15 protein-coding genes are annotated in these 20,968 nt (G+C 63.6%); 5 read left to right on the top strand and 10 right to left on the bottom strand.

Annotated features, from left to right (window positions below; genetic code table 11):
* Positions 1 to 161: 161 nt before the first annotated feature.
* The 9 genes from ACQRAG_RS03740 to ACQRAG_RS03700 form a co-directional block, all read right to left on the bottom strand.
* Positions 162 to 992, bottom strand: coding sequence for a prephenate dehydrogenase (locus ACQRAG_RS03740; protein WP_204674490.1), 831 nt, complete (start codon positions 990 to 992; stop codon positions 162 to 164).
* Positions 989 to 2,359, bottom strand: coding sequence for a 3-phosphoshikimate 1-carboxyvinyltransferase (locus tag ACQRAG_RS03735; RefSeq protein WP_303867120.1), 1,371 nt, complete (start codon positions 2,357 to 2,359; stop codon positions 989 to 991). Before ACQRAG_RS03735 ends, ACQRAG_RS03740 begins: the two co-directional genes overlap by 4 nt.
* Complete coding sequence (gene pheA, locus ACQRAG_RS03730) at positions 2,352 to 3,533, bottom strand: prephenate dehydratase (RefSeq protein ID WP_297139081.1); 1,182 nt, start codon at positions 3,531 to 3,533, stop codon at positions 2,352 to 2,354. Before pheA ends, ACQRAG_RS03735 begins: the two co-directional genes overlap by 8 nt.
* Before the next feature lies 1 nt (position 3,534).
* Positions 3,535 to 4,518 carry a 3-dehydroquinate synthase II family protein gene (locus ACQRAG_RS03725; protein WP_168935808.1) on the bottom strand — a complete coding sequence of 328 codons (984 nt, stop codon included), beginning with the start codon at positions 4,516 to 4,518 and terminating at the stop codon, positions 3,535 to 3,537.
* A 1-nt stretch (position 4,519) separates the two neighbouring features.
* Positions 4,520 to 5,317 (bottom strand): 2-amino-3,7-dideoxy-D-threo-hept-6-ulosonate synthase, encoded by a 798-nt coding sequence (locus ACQRAG_RS03720; RefSeq protein ID WP_168935807.1) that lies wholly within the window; start codon positions 5,315 to 5,317, stop codon positions 4,520 to 4,522.
* Positions 5,318 to 5,802: 485 nt separating this feature from the next.
* Positions 5,803 to 6,882, bottom strand: coding sequence for a DHH family phosphoesterase (locus ACQRAG_RS03715; RefSeq protein WP_168935805.1), 1,080 nt, complete (start codon positions 6,880 to 6,882; stop codon positions 5,803 to 5,805).
* A 7-nt stretch (positions 6,883 to 6,889) separates the two neighbouring features.
* On the bottom strand, positions 6,890 to 7,696 hold the full coding sequence (gene cbiR, locus ACQRAG_RS03710; protein WP_427803966.1) for a cobamide remodeling phosphodiesterase CbiR: 807 nt from the start codon (positions 7,694 to 7,696) through the stop codon (positions 6,890 to 6,892).
* A gap of 543 nt (positions 7,697 to 8,239) precedes the next feature.
* The gene (locus ACQRAG_RS03705) at positions 8,240 to 11,155 is read right to left on the bottom strand and encodes an insulinase family protein (RefSeq protein ID WP_303739778.1); all 2,916 of its coding nucleotides are present in this window, start codon (positions 11,153 to 11,155) and stop codon (positions 8,240 to 8,242) included.
* A gap of 1,000 nt (positions 11,156 to 12,155) precedes the next feature.
* Entirely contained in the window at positions 12,156 to 13,616 is a 1,461-nt protein-coding gene (locus ACQRAG_RS03700; protein WP_320620096.1) for a reverse transcriptase domain-containing protein, read from the bottom strand.
* A 450-nt stretch (positions 13,617 to 14,066) separates the two neighbouring features.
* Between ACQRAG_RS03700 and rpsB the strand changes: the two genes are divergently transcribed.
* The 3 genes from rpsB to ACQRAG_RS03685 all read left to right on the top strand — a co-directional run bounded on the left by rpsB (position 14,067) and on the right by ACQRAG_RS03685 (position 17,725).
* Positions 14,067 to 14,828, top strand: coding sequence for a 30S ribosomal protein S2 (rpsB, locus tag ACQRAG_RS03695; RefSeq protein WP_006007837.1), 762 nt, complete (start codon positions 14,067 to 14,069; stop codon positions 14,826 to 14,828).
* A gap of 240 nt (positions 14,829 to 15,068) precedes the next feature.
* On the top strand, positions 15,069 to 15,923 hold the full coding sequence (gene tsf / locus ACQRAG_RS03690; protein WP_006007838.1) for a translation elongation factor Ts: 855 nt from the start codon (positions 15,069 to 15,071) through the stop codon (positions 15,921 to 15,923).
* 188 nt (positions 15,924 to 16,111) lie between these two features.
* Positions 16,112 to 17,725 carry a TerC family protein gene (locus ACQRAG_RS03685; protein WP_297139716.1) on the top strand — a complete coding sequence of 538 codons (1,614 nt, stop codon included), beginning with the start codon at positions 16,112 to 16,114 and terminating at the stop codon, positions 17,723 to 17,725.
* A 294-nt stretch (positions 17,726 to 18,019) separates the two neighbouring features.
* Here the strand turns inward: ACQRAG_RS03685 and ACQRAG_RS03680 are convergent, their stop codons facing one another.
* Positions 18,020 to 19,126, bottom strand: coding sequence for an AI-2E family transporter (locus tag ACQRAG_RS03680; RefSeq protein WP_168935877.1), 1,107 nt, complete (start codon positions 19,124 to 19,126; stop codon positions 18,020 to 18,022).
* Positions 19,127 to 19,623: 497 nt separating this feature from the next.
* Between ACQRAG_RS03680 and pyrH the strand changes: the two genes are divergently transcribed.
* Positions 19,624 to 20,340, top strand: coding sequence for a UMP kinase (pyrH, locus tag ACQRAG_RS03675; RefSeq protein ID WP_006007843.1), 717 nt, complete (start codon positions 19,624 to 19,626; stop codon positions 20,338 to 20,340).
* A 40-nt stretch (positions 20,341 to 20,380) separates the two neighbouring features.
* Positions 20,381 to 20,941 carry a ribosome recycling factor gene (gene frr / locus ACQRAG_RS03670; protein WP_168935878.1) on the top strand — a complete coding sequence of 187 codons (561 nt, stop codon included), beginning with the start codon at positions 20,381 to 20,383 and terminating at the stop codon, positions 20,939 to 20,941.
* Positions 20,942 to 20,968 lie beyond the last annotated feature (27 nt).

Genomic DNA, 20,968 nt, shown 5'->3' with positions numbered 1-20,968 from the left:
GAAGGGCAGGGATGGGATGGTGGAGCAGGAGCTGACGGCGCTTGGGCGGATCGCTCCGCCGCTAGGGGCGTGGCCGGATGAGGGCGGTCACAGGGCACCGCCGGACAAAGCAGGAAAAAGGGGAAGGAAAGCGCTTGTCCAGGGCGCTCCCTTCCCCGCTGTCATTTTTTCCACCACCACTGCGCGCGGCGGCAGAGCAGTTCGATATCACCGGCAGCGGCCACGTTGAGCATCTTGCGATACTGGCGCACGGCCTCGTGGCTGTACGGATTGGCCTCGAAGAGGCCGGTGAACATGGTGCCGTCCTCGGTGAGCATCTTCTCTGCCGCGTGCAGGCGGCGGCGGAAGGAGGGGGTGATATAGGGCAACAGGTCTTCCTGCCCTGCCAGCAGGGCAAAGTAGGCCAGGTTGGTGATGAAGTTCATGTTCTGGACGCGGGCCATGGCGCGGTCGTGCTCGTCGGCCGTGGCCCGGAAGGTGCTGCACCCCAGGGCCCGGAAAAAGGCTTCCACCAGGGCCGTGTCCTCTTCGCGGGCCGTGCGGCCGGGCGTGACGGTCACGGGCAGGCCGTCCTCGTCGGGCGTGGCCGGGCCGAAGAGCGGGTGCGTGCCCACCACCGGGCCGGGCCAGATGGCCTCCATCTGCTGCAGGGGCCGCACCTTCACCGACGTGATGTCGGCCAGGATGGCCGTGGCGGGCAGATGGGCGCAGACCGTGGCGGCCACGTCGGCAAAGACGGCCGCGGGCACGCAGAGCAGCACCAGGGCCGCATCCTTGCAGGCCGGGGCCAGCACCGCGTCCGTCAGGGGCACGTCCACGCCCCGCATGTCCAGACCGGCGGCCTTGCCGCGGCGGCAGAGCATGGCGCCCATGCGGCCCCGGCAGCCCACGACGAGCACGGCGCGTCCCCGCAGGGAGGCCGCGGCTTTCGCGGGCACGGGGCCGGTGCCGTCTCCGTCCGCCCTGGGCGTCGTCGAGCTGTCCGGGCTCACAGCAGCCGCTCCCAGACCTTCCAGAAGGTGGGGAAGGACTTGCGCACCACCAGCGGATCGTCCAGCAGGGCGTCCATGCGCTTGCCGTGGGGCAGGCCCAGCAGGGCCAGGGACATGGCGATGCGGTGGTCGTTGTGGGCCGAGAAGCGCGCGGCCTCGTCCCAGGCCGGGCCGTCGGGGCCCGTACCGTGGACGGTCAGGCCGTCGTCATGTTCGTCCACACGCACGCCCAGACGGGCCAGCTCGGTGGCCGGGGCGGTGATGCGGTCGGATTCCTTGATGCGCAGATGGGCCACGTTGCGCACCCGGGTGGGGCCCTGGGCAAAGGCGGCCAGCACGGCCACCGTGGGCACCAGATCCGGGCAGTGGCCCATGTCCACGTCCACGCCGTGCAGGGCCGAAGGATGCACGGTGATGGACGTGCCCTCCACCTCGGCGCGGGCGCCCATGGCGCGCAGGATGTCCAGCATGGCGCGGTCGCCCTGCAGGGAATCGGCCCTCAGGCCGTCCACACGCACGGGGCGGCTGCCCAGGGCACCGGCGGCCAGCAGGTAGGAGGCCCCGGACCAGTCGCCTTCCACCTGATAGCTGCCCGCACGGTAGGTGCCGGGCTGCACGGTGATGCGCAGGCCGTCGGGGCGGGCGGTGCGCAGGGCGCGCCAGCCGCCGTCGGGCAGGAGCTGCCACGGGCCGTCGGGCTCGCGGGTCTCCACGCTGAAGCGGATGCCGAAATCTTCCAGACAATGCAGGGTCAGGCCCACATAGGGCCAGGACACGGCCTTTTGCCCGCCAAGTTCCACACAGAGGGGAGCCGGGGCCAGCGGCGCTGCCAGCAGCAGGCCGGAGAAATACTGGCTGGAGGCATCCATGCCCAGGCGCACGCGGCCGCCGTTGCGGGCGGGATCGAGGCCCGCGGCCCGCAGCAGCAGGGGCGGACAGTCGGGACGCTGCTCGAAGCGCACGTCCGTGCCCAGGGCCTCCAGGGCGCGGGTCAGCTCGTCGATGGGCCGCTCGTGCATGCGCGGCGCGCCGTGGATGCGGAACAGGCCGTGACCGGCGGCCAGCACGGCGGTCAGCAGGCGGCAGGTGGTGCCGGATTCGTGCACGTCGCAGCTCAGGGGCGTGTCCGTGCCGCCCCGGGGACGGCCGTCCATGCCGGTGACGCGCCAGCCGCCTTCCTCGCCGGGCAGGGCATCCATACGGGCACCGGCGGCGCAGAGGATGGCGCGGGTGCATTCCAGGTCACGGCTGTCCAGCACATGGTGCAGCTCGGACGTGCCGTGGGCCAGGGCCGCGCCGATGCAGTAGCGGTGCGAGATGGATTTGGAGGCCGGGGCCCGCACGCAGGCGGTATCGGGACTAGGCATGGCTGTCCTCCACGTCGTCCAGGCCGATGCGGTCCAGCTGCGGGCCGGTGGCGTAGCTGCCCAGGATGCGGAAGCTGGTGCAGGTCTCGGCCAGCTTCCGGAGCAGATCCTCATACTGGGGGGCGGTCAGGTCGCATTCCACGTCCGTGAAGAAGACGTACTTCCAGCACTGGCCGCGCAGAGGGCGGGACTCCAGCTTGCGCATGTTGATTTTGTGCTCGGCCAGCAGGGAGAGCACGCCGGAGAGCGCACCGGACTTGTCCGGCAGGGTGAAGAGCATGGAGGTCTTGTCCGCGCCGGTATGGCCGGGCACGGGCGCGGTGCGCGGCAGCTTGTCCAGCTGGCCCACGGGCTTGGGGCCGATGATGACGAAGCGCGTCCAGTTGCCGGGCTCGTCCTCGATGCGGCGGGCCAGGATGGAAAGGCCGGTCATGTCGGCCAGCTTGCCGTTGCCGATGGCCGCGGACTGCGGATTGGCGGCGGCCATGCGGGCCGCGGCGGCGGTGGACTCCACGGGGATGAGGCCGGCCTGGGGCAGATGGCTGCGCAGCCAGCCGCCGCACTGGGCCAGGGGCTGGGGATGCGAGTAGACCGTGGTGATCTCGGCCAGGCTGGCGGCGTGGCTCAGCAGACAGTGCGAGATGGGCGAGAAGAGCTCGGCCTGGATATGCACGTCATACTTGAGGAACAGATCGAAGCTGACGCCCACGGTGCCCTGCAGGGAATTCTCCAGCGGCACCACGCCCAGCTCGCAGCGGCCGGAGTGCACGTCGGCGAAGACCTGCGGCAGGTCGTTGCAGGGGTGGAAGCTGGCGGCATGGCCCAGATACTCCACACCGGCAAAATAGGAGAAGGTGCCTTCCGGGCCCAGATAGGCCACGTTCTGCGGGCGCTGCAGGGCGCGCGACGAGGAGAAGATCTCGCGCCAGATGGCGCGCAGGTGCTCTTCGGGCAGGGGGCCGTCGTTCTTGCGGGCCAGGCCGTCCAGCACTTCGCGTTCGCGCAGGGGCTTGAACACGATGCCGGGGTCACCGGCCTTGATGCGGCCCACTTCCAGGCTCAGGGCGGCGCGACGGTTGAACAGGGCCAGCAGTTCCTGGTCCACGCTGTCGATCTCGCCGCGGATGGCGGTCAGGCGCTGGGGGGCGTCGGAGGGGGAATGTGCGTCGGCCATGCTACACCTCGCGGATCTCTTCCTGGATGCGCATGCCGAAGTGGCGGCCTGCCTGATCCAGACGGCAGAGCACCGTATCGCCGGGCTTGAGGCTGACCACGCTCAGGGGCGTGCCGTCAGGGGCGGTCAGGCGGATGGTCTCGGCATTCTGCAGGAACACGGCGCCGCGCTTGGGGCCTTCGGGGGTCTCGGCCTCGGCTTCCACCAGCAGCATGGGGCGCACTTCGATCTTGACCCGGCCCACCGTGGCCACGCTGGTCTGGCCGTCGGCGCCCACGATGAGCACTTCCTGCCCTGCGGCCAGTTCGCCCAGGTAGCAGGTCTTGTCATGGGGCAGGCGGGCATAGGCATGCACGGCCCCGGCATTGACCCTGAAGGGACGGGCGGCCACATATTCGTTGTGTTCGGTCTCGGCATGGACAAGGAAGGTGAAGGCGCTGGAATTGCCCACCAGCATGCCTTGGCCGCGCTTGAGCAGCGAAAGGGTATCGGCGCAGACGCGGTGCCCCAGGCCCACGGGTTCCACGCGGGTGATGACGGCTTTCTGCAATTCTTCGCGTCCCTGCGAGATCTTGCACTGGGCCACGATGGCCTTGAGTTCGGCCAGAGCCTCGGGCAGGACCACGATGCCGTCCACGCCGCGTTCCAGGATGCCGGCGGCCAGACGGGCCTCTTCCAGGCTGCCCGCCTCGGCCAGCACATTGTCGGCCTGGGCCAGCAGGTTCTCCACGGGGATGATCTCCCAGCCGCGGGCCAGGCAGGCGGTCTCACCGGCCTTGAGGCGGGCCACCAGGGCCTCCTCGTCGGCCTTGACGTTCAGCGGCACGCTGGCCACGTCCTCGCAGGCCCAGACGGTGCAGCGGGAAAGGGCGGCCACCTTCTCCACCTGGGCGCGGGGCACGATGACCCCGTCCACACCGGACTCCAGGGCCAGGGTCACGTCGGCCTTGCTGAACGGTTCGCAACGGTAGTAGATGCGGGCCATGCTATTCTCCCACGATGGCCAGGGCTTCTTCCACCGTGGCGTTCTCATGCACGATGGCGCGCAGGGCACGCACGAGCTGGATGCGGTTGGGATGCTGGAACACGTTGCGGCCCATGGAGATGCCCGCGCCGCCGGCCTTGATGGCATCGTGCACCATCTGGAGCACGTCGCGGGTGGAATCCATGCGTTCGCCGCCGGCGATGACCACGGGCACGCAGCAGGAGGAGACCACGTCGGAGAAGCTTTCCATGTCGCCGGTGTAGGGCACCTTGACGATGTCCGCGCCCAGTTCCACGCCCACGCGGGCACAGTGGGCCACCACGTCGGGGGCGAAGCCGTTCTTGATGGCCGGGCCGCGGGCGTACATCATGGCCAGCAGGGGCATGTGCCAGTCGTCACAGGCGGCGGCCACGCGGCCCAGGTCGGCCAGCATCAGGCGCTCGTTGGGATCGCCCAGGTTCACATGCACGGAGACGCAGTCGGCGCCGTGCTTGATGCCTTCTTCCACGGTGCCCACCAGGGTCTTGGTGTTGCCCTGGGGCGAGAGCATGGTGGAGGCGGACAGGTGGACGATGAGGCCTACGTCCTTGCCGGCGTTGCGGTGCGAGCAGCGGACCAGGCCCTTGTGCATGAGCACGGCGTCAGCGCCGCCCACGGCCATGTCGTTGACGGTCTCGCGCATGTCGATGAGGCCGTCGACGGCACCGATGGTCACGCCGTGGTCCATGGGAACGATGATAGTGCGGCCGGTTTCACGATTGATGATGCGTTCCAGACGAACCTGTTTGCCAAGGTACATGGGATCTCTCCTTGTGGAATGGAGCCGTTCCGGCGGCGCTGGATACAAAAAAAGGGCCGCCGGCTATATGCCTGCGGCCCCGAAACTCTCTGACAGAAGATGTCAGCAAAGCTCCTGACCACAGGCTCCGCTAAAGTACGCAAAATAAAACCAGCTAAAGCAAAAGCCGGTAGCAGCGTAGCAGGAGGTGGCAGGAACGAAACGGGACATCTTCAAAACTCCAACAGTTTCCATGAACGCTACGCCGCAGCCCGGGGCTTGTCAAGAGTCGCTCGTGAAAAAAATGCCTCCCGCCGGAAAATGGCGGGAGGCATTTTTGTATATTATTGTTTTTATTAAATTAAAAAATTGATTTCCTGCATAGGGGAACACCGGCAGCGCTCGCAACGGCGGTACGCCGCTCCCTGCGGAGGCACCACTGCCGCAGAAAAAAAGGGCAGCTGACGCGAACGTCATCTGCCCTTTCTGCCTGATTGTCGTGCGTCTTACGCCCCGTGGGCCAGGGCCTGGACGGGAGCGGGCTCCAGCGTTTCGCTGTGCACGGCCTGCTGCCCGGCGTTCTCGGCCAGGGGCGCGGCGCTGGCCGTGACCGGGCGCAGCTTGCGGCTGTGCAGACGCTGGAAGATGAAATCCGCAGGCTTGGTGCCCGCCGGGATGGCGGCAAGGGGGAATTCCGCGCGGCCCAGGTTGCGGTGGCCGCCGGCGGAGCCCACGTCGTAGAAGCAGGCGTCGGCCAGACGGCCGATGTCGCGGCTGCCGTCACCGCGGAAGATGACCACCACGGTCTTTTCCACCACACCGCAGACGGCGATCCACTTGAGGCCGTGCACACGGGTGAAGAAGTCGGCCACGGCCACCAGCAGGTCGGCGCTGTCCACCTCGTTGAGCCAGACCATGGCCCCGCCCCGGCAGTCGCGCAGGGAGCGGAACGCGCGGGAGAAAAGGGGCAGCCAGGCGCGCAGGTACTCGCTGCGGATGATGCGGCGCAGCAGGGTGGCGTCGGCATGCTTGATGAGCCACTGGTAGGCGCGCAGGTCGTCCTCGCCGCCGGAACGCTCGAAGGTGGCGGTATCCGTGCGGATGCCGTAGAGCAGCGCCGTGGAGAGCAGCGGCCCGGGCTTGATGCGCAGGCCCTGCAGGTAGCGGGTCATCATGGTGCTGGTGGCACCGAAACCGGGGCGGATGTCGCAGAAGGGCGCCTGCGGCAGCTGGCCTGCCGTGAGGGGATGATGGTCGATGATGAGGTCGAAGGTGATGCCCTGGAACGCCGGGTTGTGGTGGGGCTGGGAGTCCACCATGGCGAAATTGGTGTAGAGATCGGCCTTTTCGGGCTGCCAGAGCTTGGCCGGGATGCGCAGGTAGCGGATCATGGCCAGGTTGTCGGGCCGGGTGACTTCGTTGATGCGGAAGATGTCCACACCGCGCACACGATGCGCCATGATGCGCTTGAGCGCCAGCGCCGAGGCCAGGGCGTCCGGGTCCGCCGAGATGAGGATGGCCCAGCGCTGATCCTTGGTCAGTGTCTGCCGCCACTGTCGCATCTGCGCTACATAGGGATTGGTCATGACCGCTTTACTCCGCTGTTTTGGCGTTGTTGGGGCCGTGCGGGCAGCCGGGGGACACGGTATCCGGCTGGCTGGCCAGCAGGTCGCGCAGGAGGGGCAGGGATTCCTCCACCCCCTGCCAGCGGAAGATCTCCAGCAGATGACGGCAGTTCCCGGGCAGACGGCCGGCCAGTTGCCGTGCCAGATGCTGCTGGGCTGCCGTGAACCGGTGCAGGGCCAGATGCTGGTCCTGGGTGCCGGGGGCGCTCCAGTGGACCAGGGCCGCTGTCTCGGGCAGGGGAGATGCCCAAAGTGCGTTTTGAGCATAGCCCATGAGGTGGCCGACGTCCAGACAGAAGCCCAGGCCGTGATCGGCCGGAAAGCCGCGCCCCAGGCCGGCGATGTCGCAGATGTCGGTGTTCTCCAGCAGCAGGGGGATCTTGCTGCGGCGCTGCCAGCAGGCGGCGGCCTGACGCAGGATGAAACGCTGCAGCACGGGGCTGCCCTTGGGGGCATGGAGCACGGCGCCCCAGGGCTTGAGGCAGGCCACCCGGTCAAAGACGCGCAGGGCCAGCTCCACGGCCACGCGCACGGCTTCGGCGTCCTTCTTGCGCGGCCAGGGCAGATCCACGGGCAGGTGGACATGCCAGCTCAGGGGCAGGTCCGCCAGCGCGGGGGGCAGGTCTTCGTCGTCATAGGCAAGGCAGGAACGGGCCTCAAAAAGGCACAGGGCCACTTCATCGACGCGCCCGGCCAGAAAGCGGGCATTGTCGGCCACATTGGCGGGCATGACAAAAGAAGGAGCGCCGATGACGGGGCCGGGGGTCTGCTTCATGGAGCCTCCTTGGGAGCAGGGAAGGGGAACGCCTTGGGGGAAGGGCTCCCGGATACGGGCAGGGATGGCCGTTGCCTGAAGCCATGGCGTCCGGGGATGCGGAAGATCGAAGGCATCCCGGACCGGCAGCAGGCCGGCTGCAGCGCGGTAAGACGGCATCCGGGCAGCAAAGCCCGTGCGGGGCTCTGCCTGACGGTTTCCTGAAAAGGTAGGTATTCCAGAGGGAAAAGGCAATACCAGGCATTGCTGCCGCTACGGGCGGGAGAGCTGAGGGCCTCCCGTGCCACAGGCCGTGTCCTGCGTCAGGGGCCGTCCCGGCTCCGTCCGCGGCGGCATGGATCGGGAAGGGCGTACCGGTCCCTGTCCCTGCGGGCCGGGATGCCGGAGAGGCAGCGCCCTTGCCGTGTCCGCCCCGGTGGAGCTGCCGGGCCGGTGGGCTCGGGCGGGAGGAACGGAAAAGGGGAAGGGGAAAGCCTTCGCCGCGGCGCAAGCTGTTCCCCTTCCCCGGATGGTCATGTACGCATCCAGGCCTCAGGGCCGGGACTACAGCAGTTCCTGCGTCTGCCAGCCGTGGGCCTCGGCGGCGGCGCGGGTCTGGGCACCGCCCAGTACGCAGGTCACGCCGTGGCCGGCGGCTTCGGCCAGCACGTCGGCGAAGTCGCGGAAGTGCTGGGCCGTGGTGCCGAGGATCTCGTCACGCATCTGCTGGCGGGCGTCCTCGTCGTCCTTGGCCAGATGGCGGGCCAGGCCCTGCGCACCGCGGGCGTCGGGCAGCAGGTAGCTGTCCAGGTCGCCGATGGCGCCCACGATGGCGCTGGTGAGCTGCTCCTTGTCGGGACGGAAGGAGCGCAGGTAGTCGGCCATCTGGTCATAGGCGGTCAGGGTGTCGTCCACGTTGGGATCGCGGTAAGAGGCGCAGACCAGGGTGCCGCCCATGCGGTCCAGCATGCAGAAGGCGCCGTAGGCACCGCCGCGCACGCGCACGCGTTCCCACAGATAGCCCATGCGCATGTAACGCAGGATGACGCTGGCCGAGCCGTGGTAGGTGTAGCCCAGGTCGTAGAGGTTGGCCGCCTTGCCCACGTAGTTGATCTGGGCCGGGGCCAGGAAGGCCTCGGCGGCGGGCAGACCGTCGCTGAAGGGCGGCAGCACCAGGGCCGCGTCACGGCCGGCGGGCAGGGCGGCCAGCAGGTCGGCGGCCTGACGCTGCACGGCATCCAGACCGGCGGTCTCGGCCGTGCAGTCCACCAGCACGTCGGGGCTGGCCACGATGAGGCGGCGCAGCTCGTCCAGATCGGCCAGCAGGCTGTCGGGATCGCTGTCCAGACGCTGCAGGTGTTCGCGCACGGCCATGAGCTGGCTGATGCCCGACAGGCGTTCGGCCAGCAGGCCGGAGGGCGTGAAGTGGGCGCGCAGGCGGGAACCCACGGCCGAATGACCGGCCGCCACCAGGCCGTGTTCCAGACGGGCCTTGTCTTCCAGCAGCATCTGGCGCAGGCGCTCCAGACGCACGGCGCGGTCGGTCAGGGGCTCCAGCAGGATCTCGCGGAAGATGTCGAACAGGTCGGGCACCTTGTCGTAGACGGCCTTGCCGGCCACGCTCAGGTATTTGACCAGGCCGCGTTCCCCGCGGGTGGTGGCCAGCAGGGGATCGGCGCCCACACCGCCGGTCTTGGCGGCCATGCGCGCGCCCAGTTCGCTGAAGTCGCGGCGGGCGGTGCCCACTTCGGTGAGGCTGCGGGCAAAGAGGGGCAGCAGGGGCTCCAGGCGGGCCGGGACGGCGTTCAGGGGCAGGAGCAGGGCCGTATAGGCGATGCCGCTGGTGGGCAGGTCGTGGGCCAGCCAGGTCTGGCCGCCGCTCAGGGCCTCCCGCACGCAGGGCACGGGCGTGTTGCGCAGAGGCAGGGCATCCATGCCCAGGCTGGGGATGGTGGCCAGGGCCTCGGGGCTGTCCGGAGCGGACTGGGCGGCCTGCAGACGGCTGGTGGCCTCCACCAGCTCCTGCCGCTCGGCGTCGGAGCAGGCCTCGTACACGGCGGCCAGGCGGGCGGCCTCGCGGTCCTCACGGGCCTTGGCCAGCCGGGCGTCAGGCAGCAGCACCACGGTGGCGCGGTGTTCGTTGTTGAGGAAGTGGTCGCGGATGGCGTTCTCGAAGACCTTCTCCCCGGCGGCCAGACGGGCCTTGATCTCGGCCAGCGGGCCTTCCCAGGCCAGCGGGGCCAGCGGGTCGCCGTCGTAGAGCCAGGTGGACAGGGCCTGGATCATGGCCGAGAGGCCGCGCGGGAAGCGGCCGGAATTGTTCTCGCGGTAGGAGAATTCCACGCTGTTGACGGCGGCTTCCACGGCGGCGGGGTCGATGCCGTCCTCGGCAAGGTCGGCGAGGGTCTCGAAGATGAGCATCTCGGCGTCCTGCACCTTGCGCGGGTCCACGCCCTTGAGACCGGTGGAGTAGTACATCTGGCGCAGGTCGGTCTCCAGGCCGCAGCCGGTGGTGTCCTCGCCCAGGCCGGAGCTGATGAGGGCCTTGCGCAGGGGAGAGCCCGGCAGGCCTTCGAGGATGTGCTCCAGCATCTCCATGAGCAGGGCCTGATGCACGTCGCCGCGTTCGCCCAGCAGCCAGTTGACCGTGAACAGGGCCGTTTTCTGGCCGTCGGTGGCGGCGTAGGGCACTTCCACCTGCCGGGGCGTGTCGCGGCGGGGCTGCAGGGGCACGGCGGAGTCCACCGCACGGGCGGTATAGCCCTGCAGGGCCTCGGCCACGATCTCCAGACGCTTTTCTTCCGGGTCATCGCCCCAGAAGAAGAAACGCGCGTTGGAGGGATGGTAGTAGCGGCTGTGGAAATCGCGGAAGGCCTCGTAGGTCAGGTCCGGGATGACTTCCGGGTTGCCGCCGGAGTCCAGGCTGTAGAGCATGTCCGGGAAGATGGCCTGCTGGCTCTGTTCGGCCAGCACGGAATCGGGCGAGGAGTAGGCGCCCTTCATCTCATTGTAGACCACGCCCTTGTAGGTCCAGGGGCCCTTGGTGTCCTCGGCCTCAACGTGCCAGCCTTCCTGACGGAAGATGTCCTCGCTGATGCGGGGATGGAAGACGGCGTCGATGTAGACGTCGATGAGGTTGTAGAAGTCCTGCAGGTTGGCGCTGGCCACGGGATAGCAGGTCTTGTCCGGGAAGGTGAAGGCGTTGAGGAAGGTCTGGAGCGAGCCCTTGAGCAGCTCCACGAAGGGTTCCTTGACCGGATATTTGTCCGAGCCGCAGAGCACGGAATGTTCCAGGATGTGGGCCACGCCCGTGGAGTCCGTGGGCGGGGTGCGGAAGCTCACGCCGAAGCACTTGTTCTCGTCGGCATTGCTGACGGAGAGCAGCTGCGCGCCGGTGACGCCGTGTTTCCAGAGCCGGGCCGTACCGCCCACTTCGTGCAGGCGGCGCTCGGTGACGAGTTCGAAACCATGACTGTTCATGAGGGATCCTTTCAGGGAAGGTTCATTGGTAAGATTCATATGGTTCGGCTATACTATGGAGCCTGCCGCTTTGCAAAGAGCGTGCTGGCGCCCCGGCGCAGGACCCTTTGCCGGAACGGCGGCCGCGGACTGTATAAAAAAAGCACATGGGCCGCCTGCTGCGGGGCAAAGCGTCCAATTTTTTTACAACCTGCCGGAATGGCGGGAAAAAGTGTTCAATTTCTGTACAGGTGCCGGGGCCAGGGAAACGCCTTTTTTAAACCTTATTTTATAATCTATTGTTTTTATTGTGAAAATATACTTTGGCACGGCGATTGCTGTATCCCGTACAACAACGGCATCGTCCGGGACGGGCCCTCCGGCCCGCCACCACTACGGGGACAGCGCCGAACAGATATACATGCCATACCATCTTCTTCCTTTTTGGAGGTTCGTCATGGAACACCACAAATTTCTTACCGTCCGCGCTACCGCGGCAGCTGCATGGCCTCTTTGCTGCCTCGGCCCGCGACAGACCGCGGTAGCGTGGACAGCCTGACGGACCTCCTTCGAACCTGAAACGAACATCCTCCGCTTCTTCTGAGACCTCCTTCCCCCGGTCGGCCTGTCCCCCCCCCAGGACCGGCCGGGACTGAAAACAGCAACCTCCTTCCTCCTGAAAAAGTCCCTCCCCGGCCGGCTCGTCCCTCCTTCGGAGCCGGCCGGGAACATACCGACCTTCCTCCTCCTGATACCCCCCGGCAGCCCCGCCCCCCCTTGAGGGGCTGCCGGTGATCCCGGAAAATTTCCCGCTAGCGGAGAACATCGGACCCGGCCACGTGCCGCGTCACGGCTCCGTTACCGGTACGGCCACGGAACGGCAGCAGCCCCTGCCATGTCGCCTTCAAGCGCCGGCAGGCAACGCCGCAGTCTTCCCCGGTCAGGCTCCCCGCTTTGGGGAGCCTTTCTTTTTAGTGGGACATAAAAAAAGACCCCCTGTAAGTAGGGGGTCTTATAAAATCTAACTATTATAAAATCCATTAAAATGCAATCCATTTAGTTTAATTCCCTTTTTGAGGGCATTGTAAAGTAATCTGAAGCTTGGTATACAATATCCTTTATTTTTATTTTTCTCGTAGTCTTTTATAAAAACTGTTGATTTTTTATACTTAAATATATGTTGCATATTAAGTAGGGTGTAACGCCGTCGCAGAGCCCGCATAAGAGAATTTGCCATCCAGCCATCAAGCGATTTTAATTGTTCGACGTCATCTATAAGAGGAAAATTACTAAGAAGACCTTTAAAATGAATTTGTGCGGTACCTCCAAAGAGAAACTCCTGTATTTTTTTTTCTGATAAATCTCCATAGATATACCTTCTAATTTCCTGAAGGGTGACCACAACATCTTTATCATCAAATATAGTTACATTTCTATTGCAAATGGTATTGTGTTTTATGGGTTGGATGAGATGTTTATAGATTATATAAGATATTTTTTTCTTAATTCTCACTATTATTTTTTCATTTAATCCAATATGTTGTGGGGTGATAGAGTAACCAAGATAACTGATGCTTGTCTTTGTTTTGCTGAGCTCTTGAGGTTTTGCAGTTTCCTTTACAAGTAAACTGATACCTTCTGATTTATCAATATTTAATGGGATAGCAGATTTTTTTGAAAATTCACTAATAATTTCTGCGCCTTCACATATTTTTTCATATTTATTTGACCATAATATTGTATCATCTGCATATCTTGCAAAATTAATTCCAGCGCTTTCGAGAGATTTATCTAATGATGAACATGCCGCGTTAGCAAGAAATAGTGAAATCGAGGTTCCTTGAGGCACTCCGACATTACTTTGCTGTGTTGATAAGAAAGATTTTATTACATGCATCTCTGTATTTGAAATGAAAAATTTGTTTGATTCTAACGCATTAATGATAAATTTGTGAGAAATCTTATCAAAAAATTTTGAAAAATCATATTCTGCAATAAATATTCTATCATGGCTGATGATGTTGTTAAAAATATTCTCAACAGCATAATGTGTTGTCTTATCATTACGATAGGCATATGAATAAGGACTGAATTTATAACTATTTTTATGCATTAAAAAATCAAAAAATAGCCGTGAAATGGCTGCATCTGGAATTTGAAAAATTGAAAGAATACGCTTTCCTCCACTAGGTTTGGGGATTTCTTTTTTTATTGGAGGGTTAGGTTGATATTCATGTTTTATAATTTTTTTTGAAATACTATGTGCGATTTGGTCAACTCTTCGCAACGTGTAAAAAGGATTCGTTAACTTTTCCACTCCCCAGTAGATAGGAGTTTTTATTTGTTTAACTCTACATATGTTAAAATTTTTATTTTCACGATAAATATAGTCAGTAAGCCAATTGAGATAATTATGATAGCGAGAAATATGTTTTTTACATTCCTTAATAATTGCTTTTTTTACCATTTGTTCAAAAATCATAATTACCTCCAAATATAAAAAAACCCGCATAGGACGCTATGCGGGCTCGGGTGAACCGTAAGTAAAGTAAATTCTACTTCTGTGCCACCTATATAGAGTAAGGCGACACGCCACCAAGGCTTCCTTGGCATCCGATGAGTCCTTAACTAAGCAGCTGGGAACATATATCACCGTGACGTCGGCACCCGATACCACCTCTAAGGTGAATAATATTTTTCTATATCAGTAAATATTTTTTTACAAGTCCTTATCGGGGCTTGCCATTTGCGGGCTTTTGGTCTATGGAAGCTCGTTCATCGAAGCACACTCCGGCAGCGGCCCGGGGTGCCCGGCAATGCGCTACGGCGCATTTTTCGTTGTCTTCCGGTCATGGGGCCGGGGGCGGCGGCAGGCCGGGTTGCAGGGTCTGGGCCGGTGTGGAAGATCACAACCCTTTTGGAGGATTGAAAAATGGCTTACGTCAGCATGAAGCAGATGCTGGAAACCGGCGTGCATTTCGGTCACCAGACCCGTCGTTGGAACCCCAAGATGCGTCCTTACATCTTCGGCGCCCGCAACGGCATCCATATCATCGACCTGCAGCAGACCGTGAAGCTGTTCCGCGTGGCCTATGACAAGGTGGTCGACACCGTGGCCAACGGCGGCAAGGTGCTGTTCATCGGTACCAAGCGCCAGGCCCAGGAAGCCGTGGCCACCGAAGCCACCAAGGCCAACCAGTACTACGTGACCAACCGCTGGATGGGCGGCACCCTGACCAACTTCGTCACCATCCAGAAGAGCGTGGAACGCCTGAAGAAGCTGGAAGGCATGTTCGCCGACGGCAGCATCAACCGTTACCAGAAGAAGGAAATCCTGCTGCTGGAACGCGAAATGCAGAAGCTGGAACAGACCCTGGGCGGTATCAAGAACATGGATCGCCTGCCCCAGCTGGCTTTCATCATCGACCCCCATCGCGAAGACATCGCCGTGAAGGAATGCCGCAAGCTGGGCATCCCGATCGTGGCCGTGACCGACACCAACTGCGATCCCGATGTCATCGACTACATCATCCCCGGCAACGATGACGCCATCCGCGCCATCAAGCTGTTCGTGACGGCTTTCTCCGAAGCCTGCCAGGAAGGCGAAGCCCAGATGAAGGACGGCGCCGCCGTGGAAGCCAACGCCGAAGAAGCCATGCAGAAGGCTGCCGAGACCGAAGCTGCCGCCGAGTAGTTCCGGTACGGTCTTCTGACCTCGGGCAACGCTGTTGCCCCGGGCATCGGCCCTGCTGATGTCCGCGCCCGGACGGGGATGCCCGTGGCGGGCGACGCAGGAACCGGAGCAGCAAGGCTCCGGCCCCCCCATGCTTCAAAAAGGTGGCGGCGCGGCTTTCGGGCTGTGCCGCCACCCTGCGCACTGCGCGATTTTTTTGGAATCTTGCTCCGGCCCAGGCCGGATACACAGGAGAATACAATGGCTATTTCCGCCGCTATGGTGAAGGAACTGCGCGAAAAGACCGGCGCCGGCATGATGGACTGCAAGAAAGCCCTGGTGGAAGTGGACGGCGACCTGGAAAAGGCCGTCGACTGGCTGCGCCAGAAGGGTATGGCCAAGGCTGCCAAGAAGTCCGGCCGCGCCACCAGCGAAGGCCTGGTGATGGCCGCCGTGAGCGCTGACGGCAAGACCGTGGCCATGTCCGCCCTGCTGTGCGAGACCGACTTCGTGGCCCGCGGCGAACAGTTCGAAGCCCTGGCCGCCAAGGTGGCCCAGAGCGTGCTGGACAGCAACCCCGCCGACGCCGAAGCCCTGAAGGGCCTGGTGGGCGAAGACGTGACCCAGCTCATCGCCTCCGTGGGCGAAAACATGCAGCTCGGCAACTTCACCCGTCACACCCGTGAAGACAACGAAGTGATCGGCCAGTACATCCACGCCAACCGCAAGATCGGCGTGCTGGTGGACCTGGTGTGCGACAGCGCCGCTACCGCCGCCAAGCCTGAAGTGCAGGAACTGGCCAAGAACGTGGCCATGCAGGTGGCCGCCACCAACCCCATGGCCCTGGACGGCGCCAGCCTGGACGCCGCCGCCATGGAACGCGAGCGTGAAGTGTACCGCCAGAAGGCCCGCGAAGAAGGCAAGCCCGAACAGATCGTGGAAAAGATCGCCGAAGGCGCCGTGAAGAAGTTCCAGAAGGAAGTCTGCCTGATGGAACAGCCCTACATCCGCGACGACAAGAAGAGCATGACCGAAGTGGTGCGCGAAGTGGCCAAGGCCGCCGGTGGCGACATCAAGGTCGCCGGCTTCAGCCGCATCCAGCTGGCCGCTGAATAAGCTGTCCGCCATAAAGATCCCAGGAGGGGCTCCGGCCCCTCCTTTTTTTTGGCCCTTTTCCCGGCCATGCCGACGCTTTCCTGACGGACGCCGGCGTATGCTGCCTCCATCCAGTCCGGGACTCCGTGCGGAGCGGGAGGGCCGGGCATCACTTCAGCATCACTGCCGCAAGGAGGCGGAAAGCTCCCATGTGGGATTTCTCGTGGATCGCCGATCCCTCGGCCTGGGCCGGGCTGGGCACCCTGATCGTGCTCGAGGTCGTGCTGGGCATCGACAACCTCGTTTTCATCTCCATCCTCACCTCGCGCCTGCATACGCAGGAACAGCGCCGCCGGGCCTTCCTCACCGGTCTTGGTCTGGCGCTCGTCATGCGCCTGGTGCTGCTTTCCGCCATCGCCTGGATCGTCAGTCTGACCGAGCCCCTGGTCACGATCTTCGGCAAAGCCTTCTCGTGGCGAGATTTCATCCTCATGGGCGGCGGCATCTTTTTGCTGCTCAAGGGGACCATGGAGCTGCACGAGCGCCTGGAAGGCGGCATGGCCGAATACTCCTCGGCGCCCACGCGCTCGGGCTTCTGGCAGGTCATCATCCAGATCCTGGTGCTGGATGCCGTGTTCTCCCTGGATTCCATCATCACCTCGGTGGGCATGGTGGACCATATCCCGGTGATGATGCTGGCCGTCGTCGTGGCCATGCTGGTCATGGTCATGGCCGCCGCGCCGCTGACAAGTTTTGTGGAGCGTCACCCCACGGTCATCATCCTGTGTCTGGGCTTTTTGATGATGATCGGCCTGAGCCTGCTCATGGACGGCCTGGGCTACCATATCCCCAAGGGCTACCTCTACGCGGCCATCTGCTTCTCGGTGCTGGTGGAGATCTGCAACCAGGTGGCCCTGCGCAACCGCCGCAAGCGCATCAGCATGCGCGACATGCGTGAATCCATGGCCATGGCGGTGCTGGGGCTGCTGGGCGGCGGACGTCCCGGCGAGGAAGAAGCGCGGCGCGATGCCGCGGCCCTGGCCAGCGAGAGCGATGCCCAGCCCCTGTTCGAGCCGGAAGAGCGCGACATGGTGGCCCGCGTGATCCGCCTGAGCGGACGCACGGCCCGCTTCATCATGACCCCGCGCCACCGGGTGCGTTGGCTGGACAGCGAGGCCGACTATGCCACGGCCTGCCGTTTTGCCAGCGAGAGCCTCTCGCCCTGGCTGCCGGTGCTGGACCCGGACAGGGACGAAGTGCTGGGCGTGATCCATACCGGGGATCTGGCGGCCGTGACGCCCCAGGGGCCCGTGACGGGCACGGAGCGTCCCGGTACGGCAGCGCCGCAGGATGACGGCAGCGGGCGTGTCTGGAGCGTGCGGCCCCTGCTGCGGCCCGCGCCCACGATCTTCGAGCATGCCTCGCTGACGGAGATGCTGGAAACTTTTCGCGAAGAGCCCACGCCCCTGGCCTTCGTGCGTGACGAATACGGCAGCGTGGTGGGCTGCATCACGCCCACGGATCTGGTGAGCGTGCTGGCAGGCCAGATGGGCGACATGCCCGCCGGGCCCGAAGCCTGCCGCCAGCCTGACGGCTCGTGGCTCATGCCCGGTCGCCTGACCGTGGATGCCGTGACCTCCTGGCTGGGCATCCACCTGCCGCCGCGCAGCTCCTCGGCCACACTGGCGGGGTTGTTGCTGGAGGCCCTGGGGCATATCCCGCACGAAGGCGAGCGGGTGCGCATCCAGGGCTGGCGGATGAAGATAGTGAAGATGGACGGCAACCGCATCGACGAGGTGCTGGTCCGCCGTCTGGAACATTAGCTGTCCCGGCGGGGCGGCGTCTGCCGCCGGTGCCCGGAAGGGCATGCCGGACGGCCCGTGTGTCCCGGGCCGCTGCAGGACGCCGGGGATGGGAATATCCCCGCCGGGACAGCAGGATTGACCGGAAGCAAGGAATCAGGTTCTCCTCCTTTCCCCTTTTCCTTGCTGCCGGAGCGGCAGCTGTGGGAGGCTGTCGCATACAGGGGACGGGTGCCGTGGATCCCGTCCCCTATCTTTCACCTGCCGGGGGGCAGGTAATGGAAGGCCACCCGCCGTTGCGGGTGGCCTTTTGCGTCATGCCGCAGGGCCGTCCCCGTCCGCATCCTGTGCGGGGGCGCTGCCGTCCAGCGTCAGGGGCGGCTTGAATTCGTCCATGAATATCTTCCAGACCGTCACGAAGAGCACGGCCAGCATGGGGCCCGTCACGAAGCCGTCCATGCCGAAGAGCGAGAAACCGCCCAGCGTGGAGAGCAGGACCATGAAGTCCGGCAGCTTGGTATCGCGCCCCACCAGGACGGGGCGGAGGATGTTGTCCGCCAGACCGATGACGAAGACCCCGTAGGCCAGCAGCACCACGCCGGACACATAATCGCCCGTGAGCAGCAGGTACCCGGCCACCGGCGCCCAGACCACGCCCGCGCCCACCACCGGGATGAGCGAGAGCAGGGTCATGACCACGCCCCAGAGCACCGGAGCCTTGATGCCCAGTATCCAGAAGATGAGACCGCCCAGCGCGCCCTGGGCCATGGCCACCAGCAGGCTGCCCTTGACCGTGGCCCGCAGCACTTCGGCGAACTTGGCGAAGAGCAGATCCTCGCGGTGGTCGCCAAAGGGCAGGGCCCGGATGAGCAGCACGCGCAGCTGCTTGCCGTCGCGCACCAGGAAGAAGGCCAGATAGAGCATGATGCAGAGGTCCACGAGGAAATTCACCGTACTGCCGCCCAGGGCCACGGTGTTGCGCGCCACCAGACCGCTGACCTTGACCGCCAGCTCGGAAAGTTTCTGGGTAATGACCTCGGGGCCGTAGCCGTAGCGGGTGAGCCAGTCCTGTACGCCGGGCGCCACCTCGCGCAGCTTTTCCAGCGTCTCGCGGATGTCATGTCCGCCGGACGTCAGGCGGCCGTAGAGATTGGCCACCTCGTTGATGAACGTATAAAAAATGTACGCGCAGGGCACGATGATGAGCACCAGGCTCAGGATAACGCAGGTCAGCGCCGCTAGGTTGCGGCCCATGCTGCGGCGTTGCAGGGCATCGTAGACGGGAGTGGAGAGCAGGGCGATGACGATGCCCCAGAAGATGACATCGAAGAAGGGGCGCAGCATCCAGAGGAAAGCCAGCGAGACGCCGGCCAGCAGCAGGAGGAAGGCGCGATCTTCAAAACGGTTGTTGCATTCGAGCATGGGGACTCCTTGCCGGGTCTGCGCGCGGCTTCGGTTCGGGACTCTTTCCGATACCGTAAAAGGCGGGGGCAGGCAAATAGGCTCCGCTCCGGTTGCGTTCCCCGGCGGTGTCCGTATGCGTATCGGGGCGTCCGTTTGCGACGTTCTCACCATCCGGGCTCGACGCAGGGGCGGCGACAAAGGCATGACCGTCGATGCGGAGGGGAACGACGCTGGGTGTTTTTCCGCATGTCCTCCCGGCCGGGGAAAGGACAGGGACGTCCCGGCGGGGCAGGGAGGGAGACGGCGGGCGGGAGCGCATGTCGCCCCGGGTCGTACAGGCCGCCTTGCAAAGGGCCGTCCCGTGCCGTCCTGCGGGGGCGGCATGGTAAAAGTGCTTTGAGATAGCGACGTTTTTTGCTATGATGAAAAGAGCGCGTCCGAATGCCTGCTGTTCGGTATCGGACGATCCATGAAAGCAACAGCCGGCGTGGCCGGCTTCAACCAAGGCGGAACATATGGCTGAACTCAAGTACAAGCGCGTGCTGCTCAAGCTGAGCGGCGAGGCCCTGGCCGGAGAGCAGAAAACCGGTATCGACCCCGAAACCGTGGGCACCATCTGCAAGGAGATCGGCGGATTGCTCGATATGGGCGTGGAACTTGCCCTGGTCATCGGCGGCGGCAACATCTTCCGCGGCCTTTCCGGTTCCGCCAAGGGCATGGAACGTTCCTCCGCCGACTACATGGGCATGCTGGCCACGGTGCTCAATGCCCTGGCCGTGCAGGACATGCTGGAAAAATTCGGCTACCCCACCCGCGTTCTGTCCGCCATCGACATGCAGGAAGTGTGCGAGCCCTTCATCCGTCGCCGCGCCATGCGCCATCTGGAAAAGGGCCGTGTGGTCATCTGCGCCGCCGGTACCGGCAACCCCTATTTCACCACCGACACCACCGCCGCCCTGCGCGGCATGGAACTGCAGTGCGATGCCATCATCAAGGCCACCAAGGTGGACGGCATCTACGACAAGGACCCCGCCAAGTTCCCCGATGCCGTCAAGTACGACAGCCTGAGCTATGACGAGACCCTGTCCCGCCATCTGGGCGTCATGGACGCCGCTGCCTTTGCCCTGGTGCGCGACAACAACGTGCCCATCATCGTCTGCCGCATGCTGGGCGGCGACATCCGCCGTGCCATCCTGGGCGAGCAGGTGGGCACCATCGTGCACGACTGCTAGTCACGATCTTTTCGAACTCTACAGTCTGTAAGGAGATTTTATGGATATCGATACCATCCTTCTGGATACCGAAGACCGCATGGAAAAAGCCATGGCCGCTCTGGAGCGCGACTTCCAGAAACTGCGCACCGGTCGCGCCACCACCGCCCTGGTGGACGGTATCAAGGCCGATTACTACGGCACCCCCACCCCCATCTCCCAGATGGCTTCCGTGGCCGTGCCCGACAGCCGCACCATCACCATCCAGCCCTGGGACAAGGGCGGCATCTCCGTGGTGGAGAAGGCCATCCTCAAGTCCGACCTGGGCCTGACCCCGGTCAATGACGGCCGCATCATCCGCATCAACATCCCGCCGCTGACCGAAGAGCGCCGCAAGGAGCTGGTCAAGGTGGCCCGCAAGTACACCGAAGACGCCAAGGTGGCCGTGCGCAACGTGCGTCGTGATGCCAACGACTCCCTGAAGAAGCTGGAGAAGGAAAAGACCATCACCGAAGACGAACAGAAGAAGGCCGAAGCCGAAGTGCAGAAGCTGACCGACAAGTTCGTGGCCGATGCCGACAAGCGCAGCCAGGCCAAAGAAAAGGAAATCATGGACATCTAGTGTCCGCCTTCCGGGAGCGGCCCTGCC

Origin of the sequence: Desulfovibrio sp. SGI.230 (genome assembly GCF_050313065.1) — a bacterium.
Taxonomy (GTDB): domain Bacteria; phylum Desulfobacterota; class Desulfovibrionia; order Desulfovibrionales; family Desulfovibrionaceae; genus Desulfovibrio.
This window is presented reverse-complemented; position numbering and strand designations above follow the sequence as displayed.

Excerpts from the sequence above, each read along its gene's own strand:
- pyrH (WP_006007843.1), top strand. The coding sequence starts at position 19,624 with ATGGCTGAACTCAAGTACAAGCGCGTGCTGCTCAAGCTGAGCGGCGAG.
- tsf (WP_006007838.1), top strand. The coding sequence starts at position 15,069 with ATGGCTATTTCCGCCGCTATGGTGAAGGAACTGCGCGAAAAGACCGGC.
- ACQRAG_RS03680 (WP_168935877.1), bottom strand. The coding sequence starts at position 19,126 with ATGCTCGAATGCAACAACCGTTTTGAAGATCGCGCCTTCCTCCTGCTG.
- ACQRAG_RS03715 (WP_168935805.1), bottom strand. The coding sequence starts at position 6,882 with ATGACCAATCCCTATGTAGCGCAGATGCGACAGTGGCGGCAGACACTG.
- ACQRAG_RS03735 (WP_303867120.1), bottom strand. The coding sequence starts at position 2,359 with ATGCCTAGTCCCGATACCGCCTGCGTGCGGGCCCCGGCCTCCAAATCC.
- pheA (WP_297139081.1), bottom strand. The coding sequence starts at position 3,533 with ATGGCCGACGCACATTCCCCCTCCGACGCCCCCCAGCGCCTGACCGCC.
- ACQRAG_RS03700 (WP_320620096.1), bottom strand. The coding sequence starts at position 13,616 with ATGATTTTTGAACAAATGGTAAAAAAAGCAATTATTAAGGAATGTAAA.
- ACQRAG_RS03705 (WP_303739778.1), bottom strand. The coding sequence starts at position 11,155 with ATGAACAGTCATGGTTTCGAACTCGTCACCGAGCGCCGCCTGCACGAA.
- ACQRAG_RS03685 (WP_297139716.1), top strand. The coding sequence starts at position 16,112 with ATGTGGGATTTCTCGTGGATCGCCGATCCCTCGGCCTGGGCCGGGCTG.
- rpsB (WP_006007837.1), top strand. The coding sequence starts at position 14,067 with ATGGCTTACGTCAGCATGAAGCAGATGCTGGAAACCGGCGTGCATTTC.
- cbiR (WP_427803966.1), bottom strand. The coding sequence starts at position 7,696 with ATGAAGCAGACCCCCGGCCCCGTCATCGGCGCTCCTTCTTTTGTCATG.
- ACQRAG_RS03725 (WP_168935808.1), bottom strand. The coding sequence starts at position 4,518 with ATGGCCCGCATCTACTACCGTTGCGAACCGTTCAGCAAGGCCGACGTG.
- frr (WP_168935878.1), top strand. The coding sequence starts at position 20,381 with ATGGATATCGATACCATCCTTCTGGATACCGAAGACCGCATGGAAAAA.
- ACQRAG_RS03720 (WP_168935807.1), bottom strand. The coding sequence starts at position 5,317 with ATGTACCTTGGCAAACAGGTTCGTCTGGAACGCATCATCAATCGTGAA.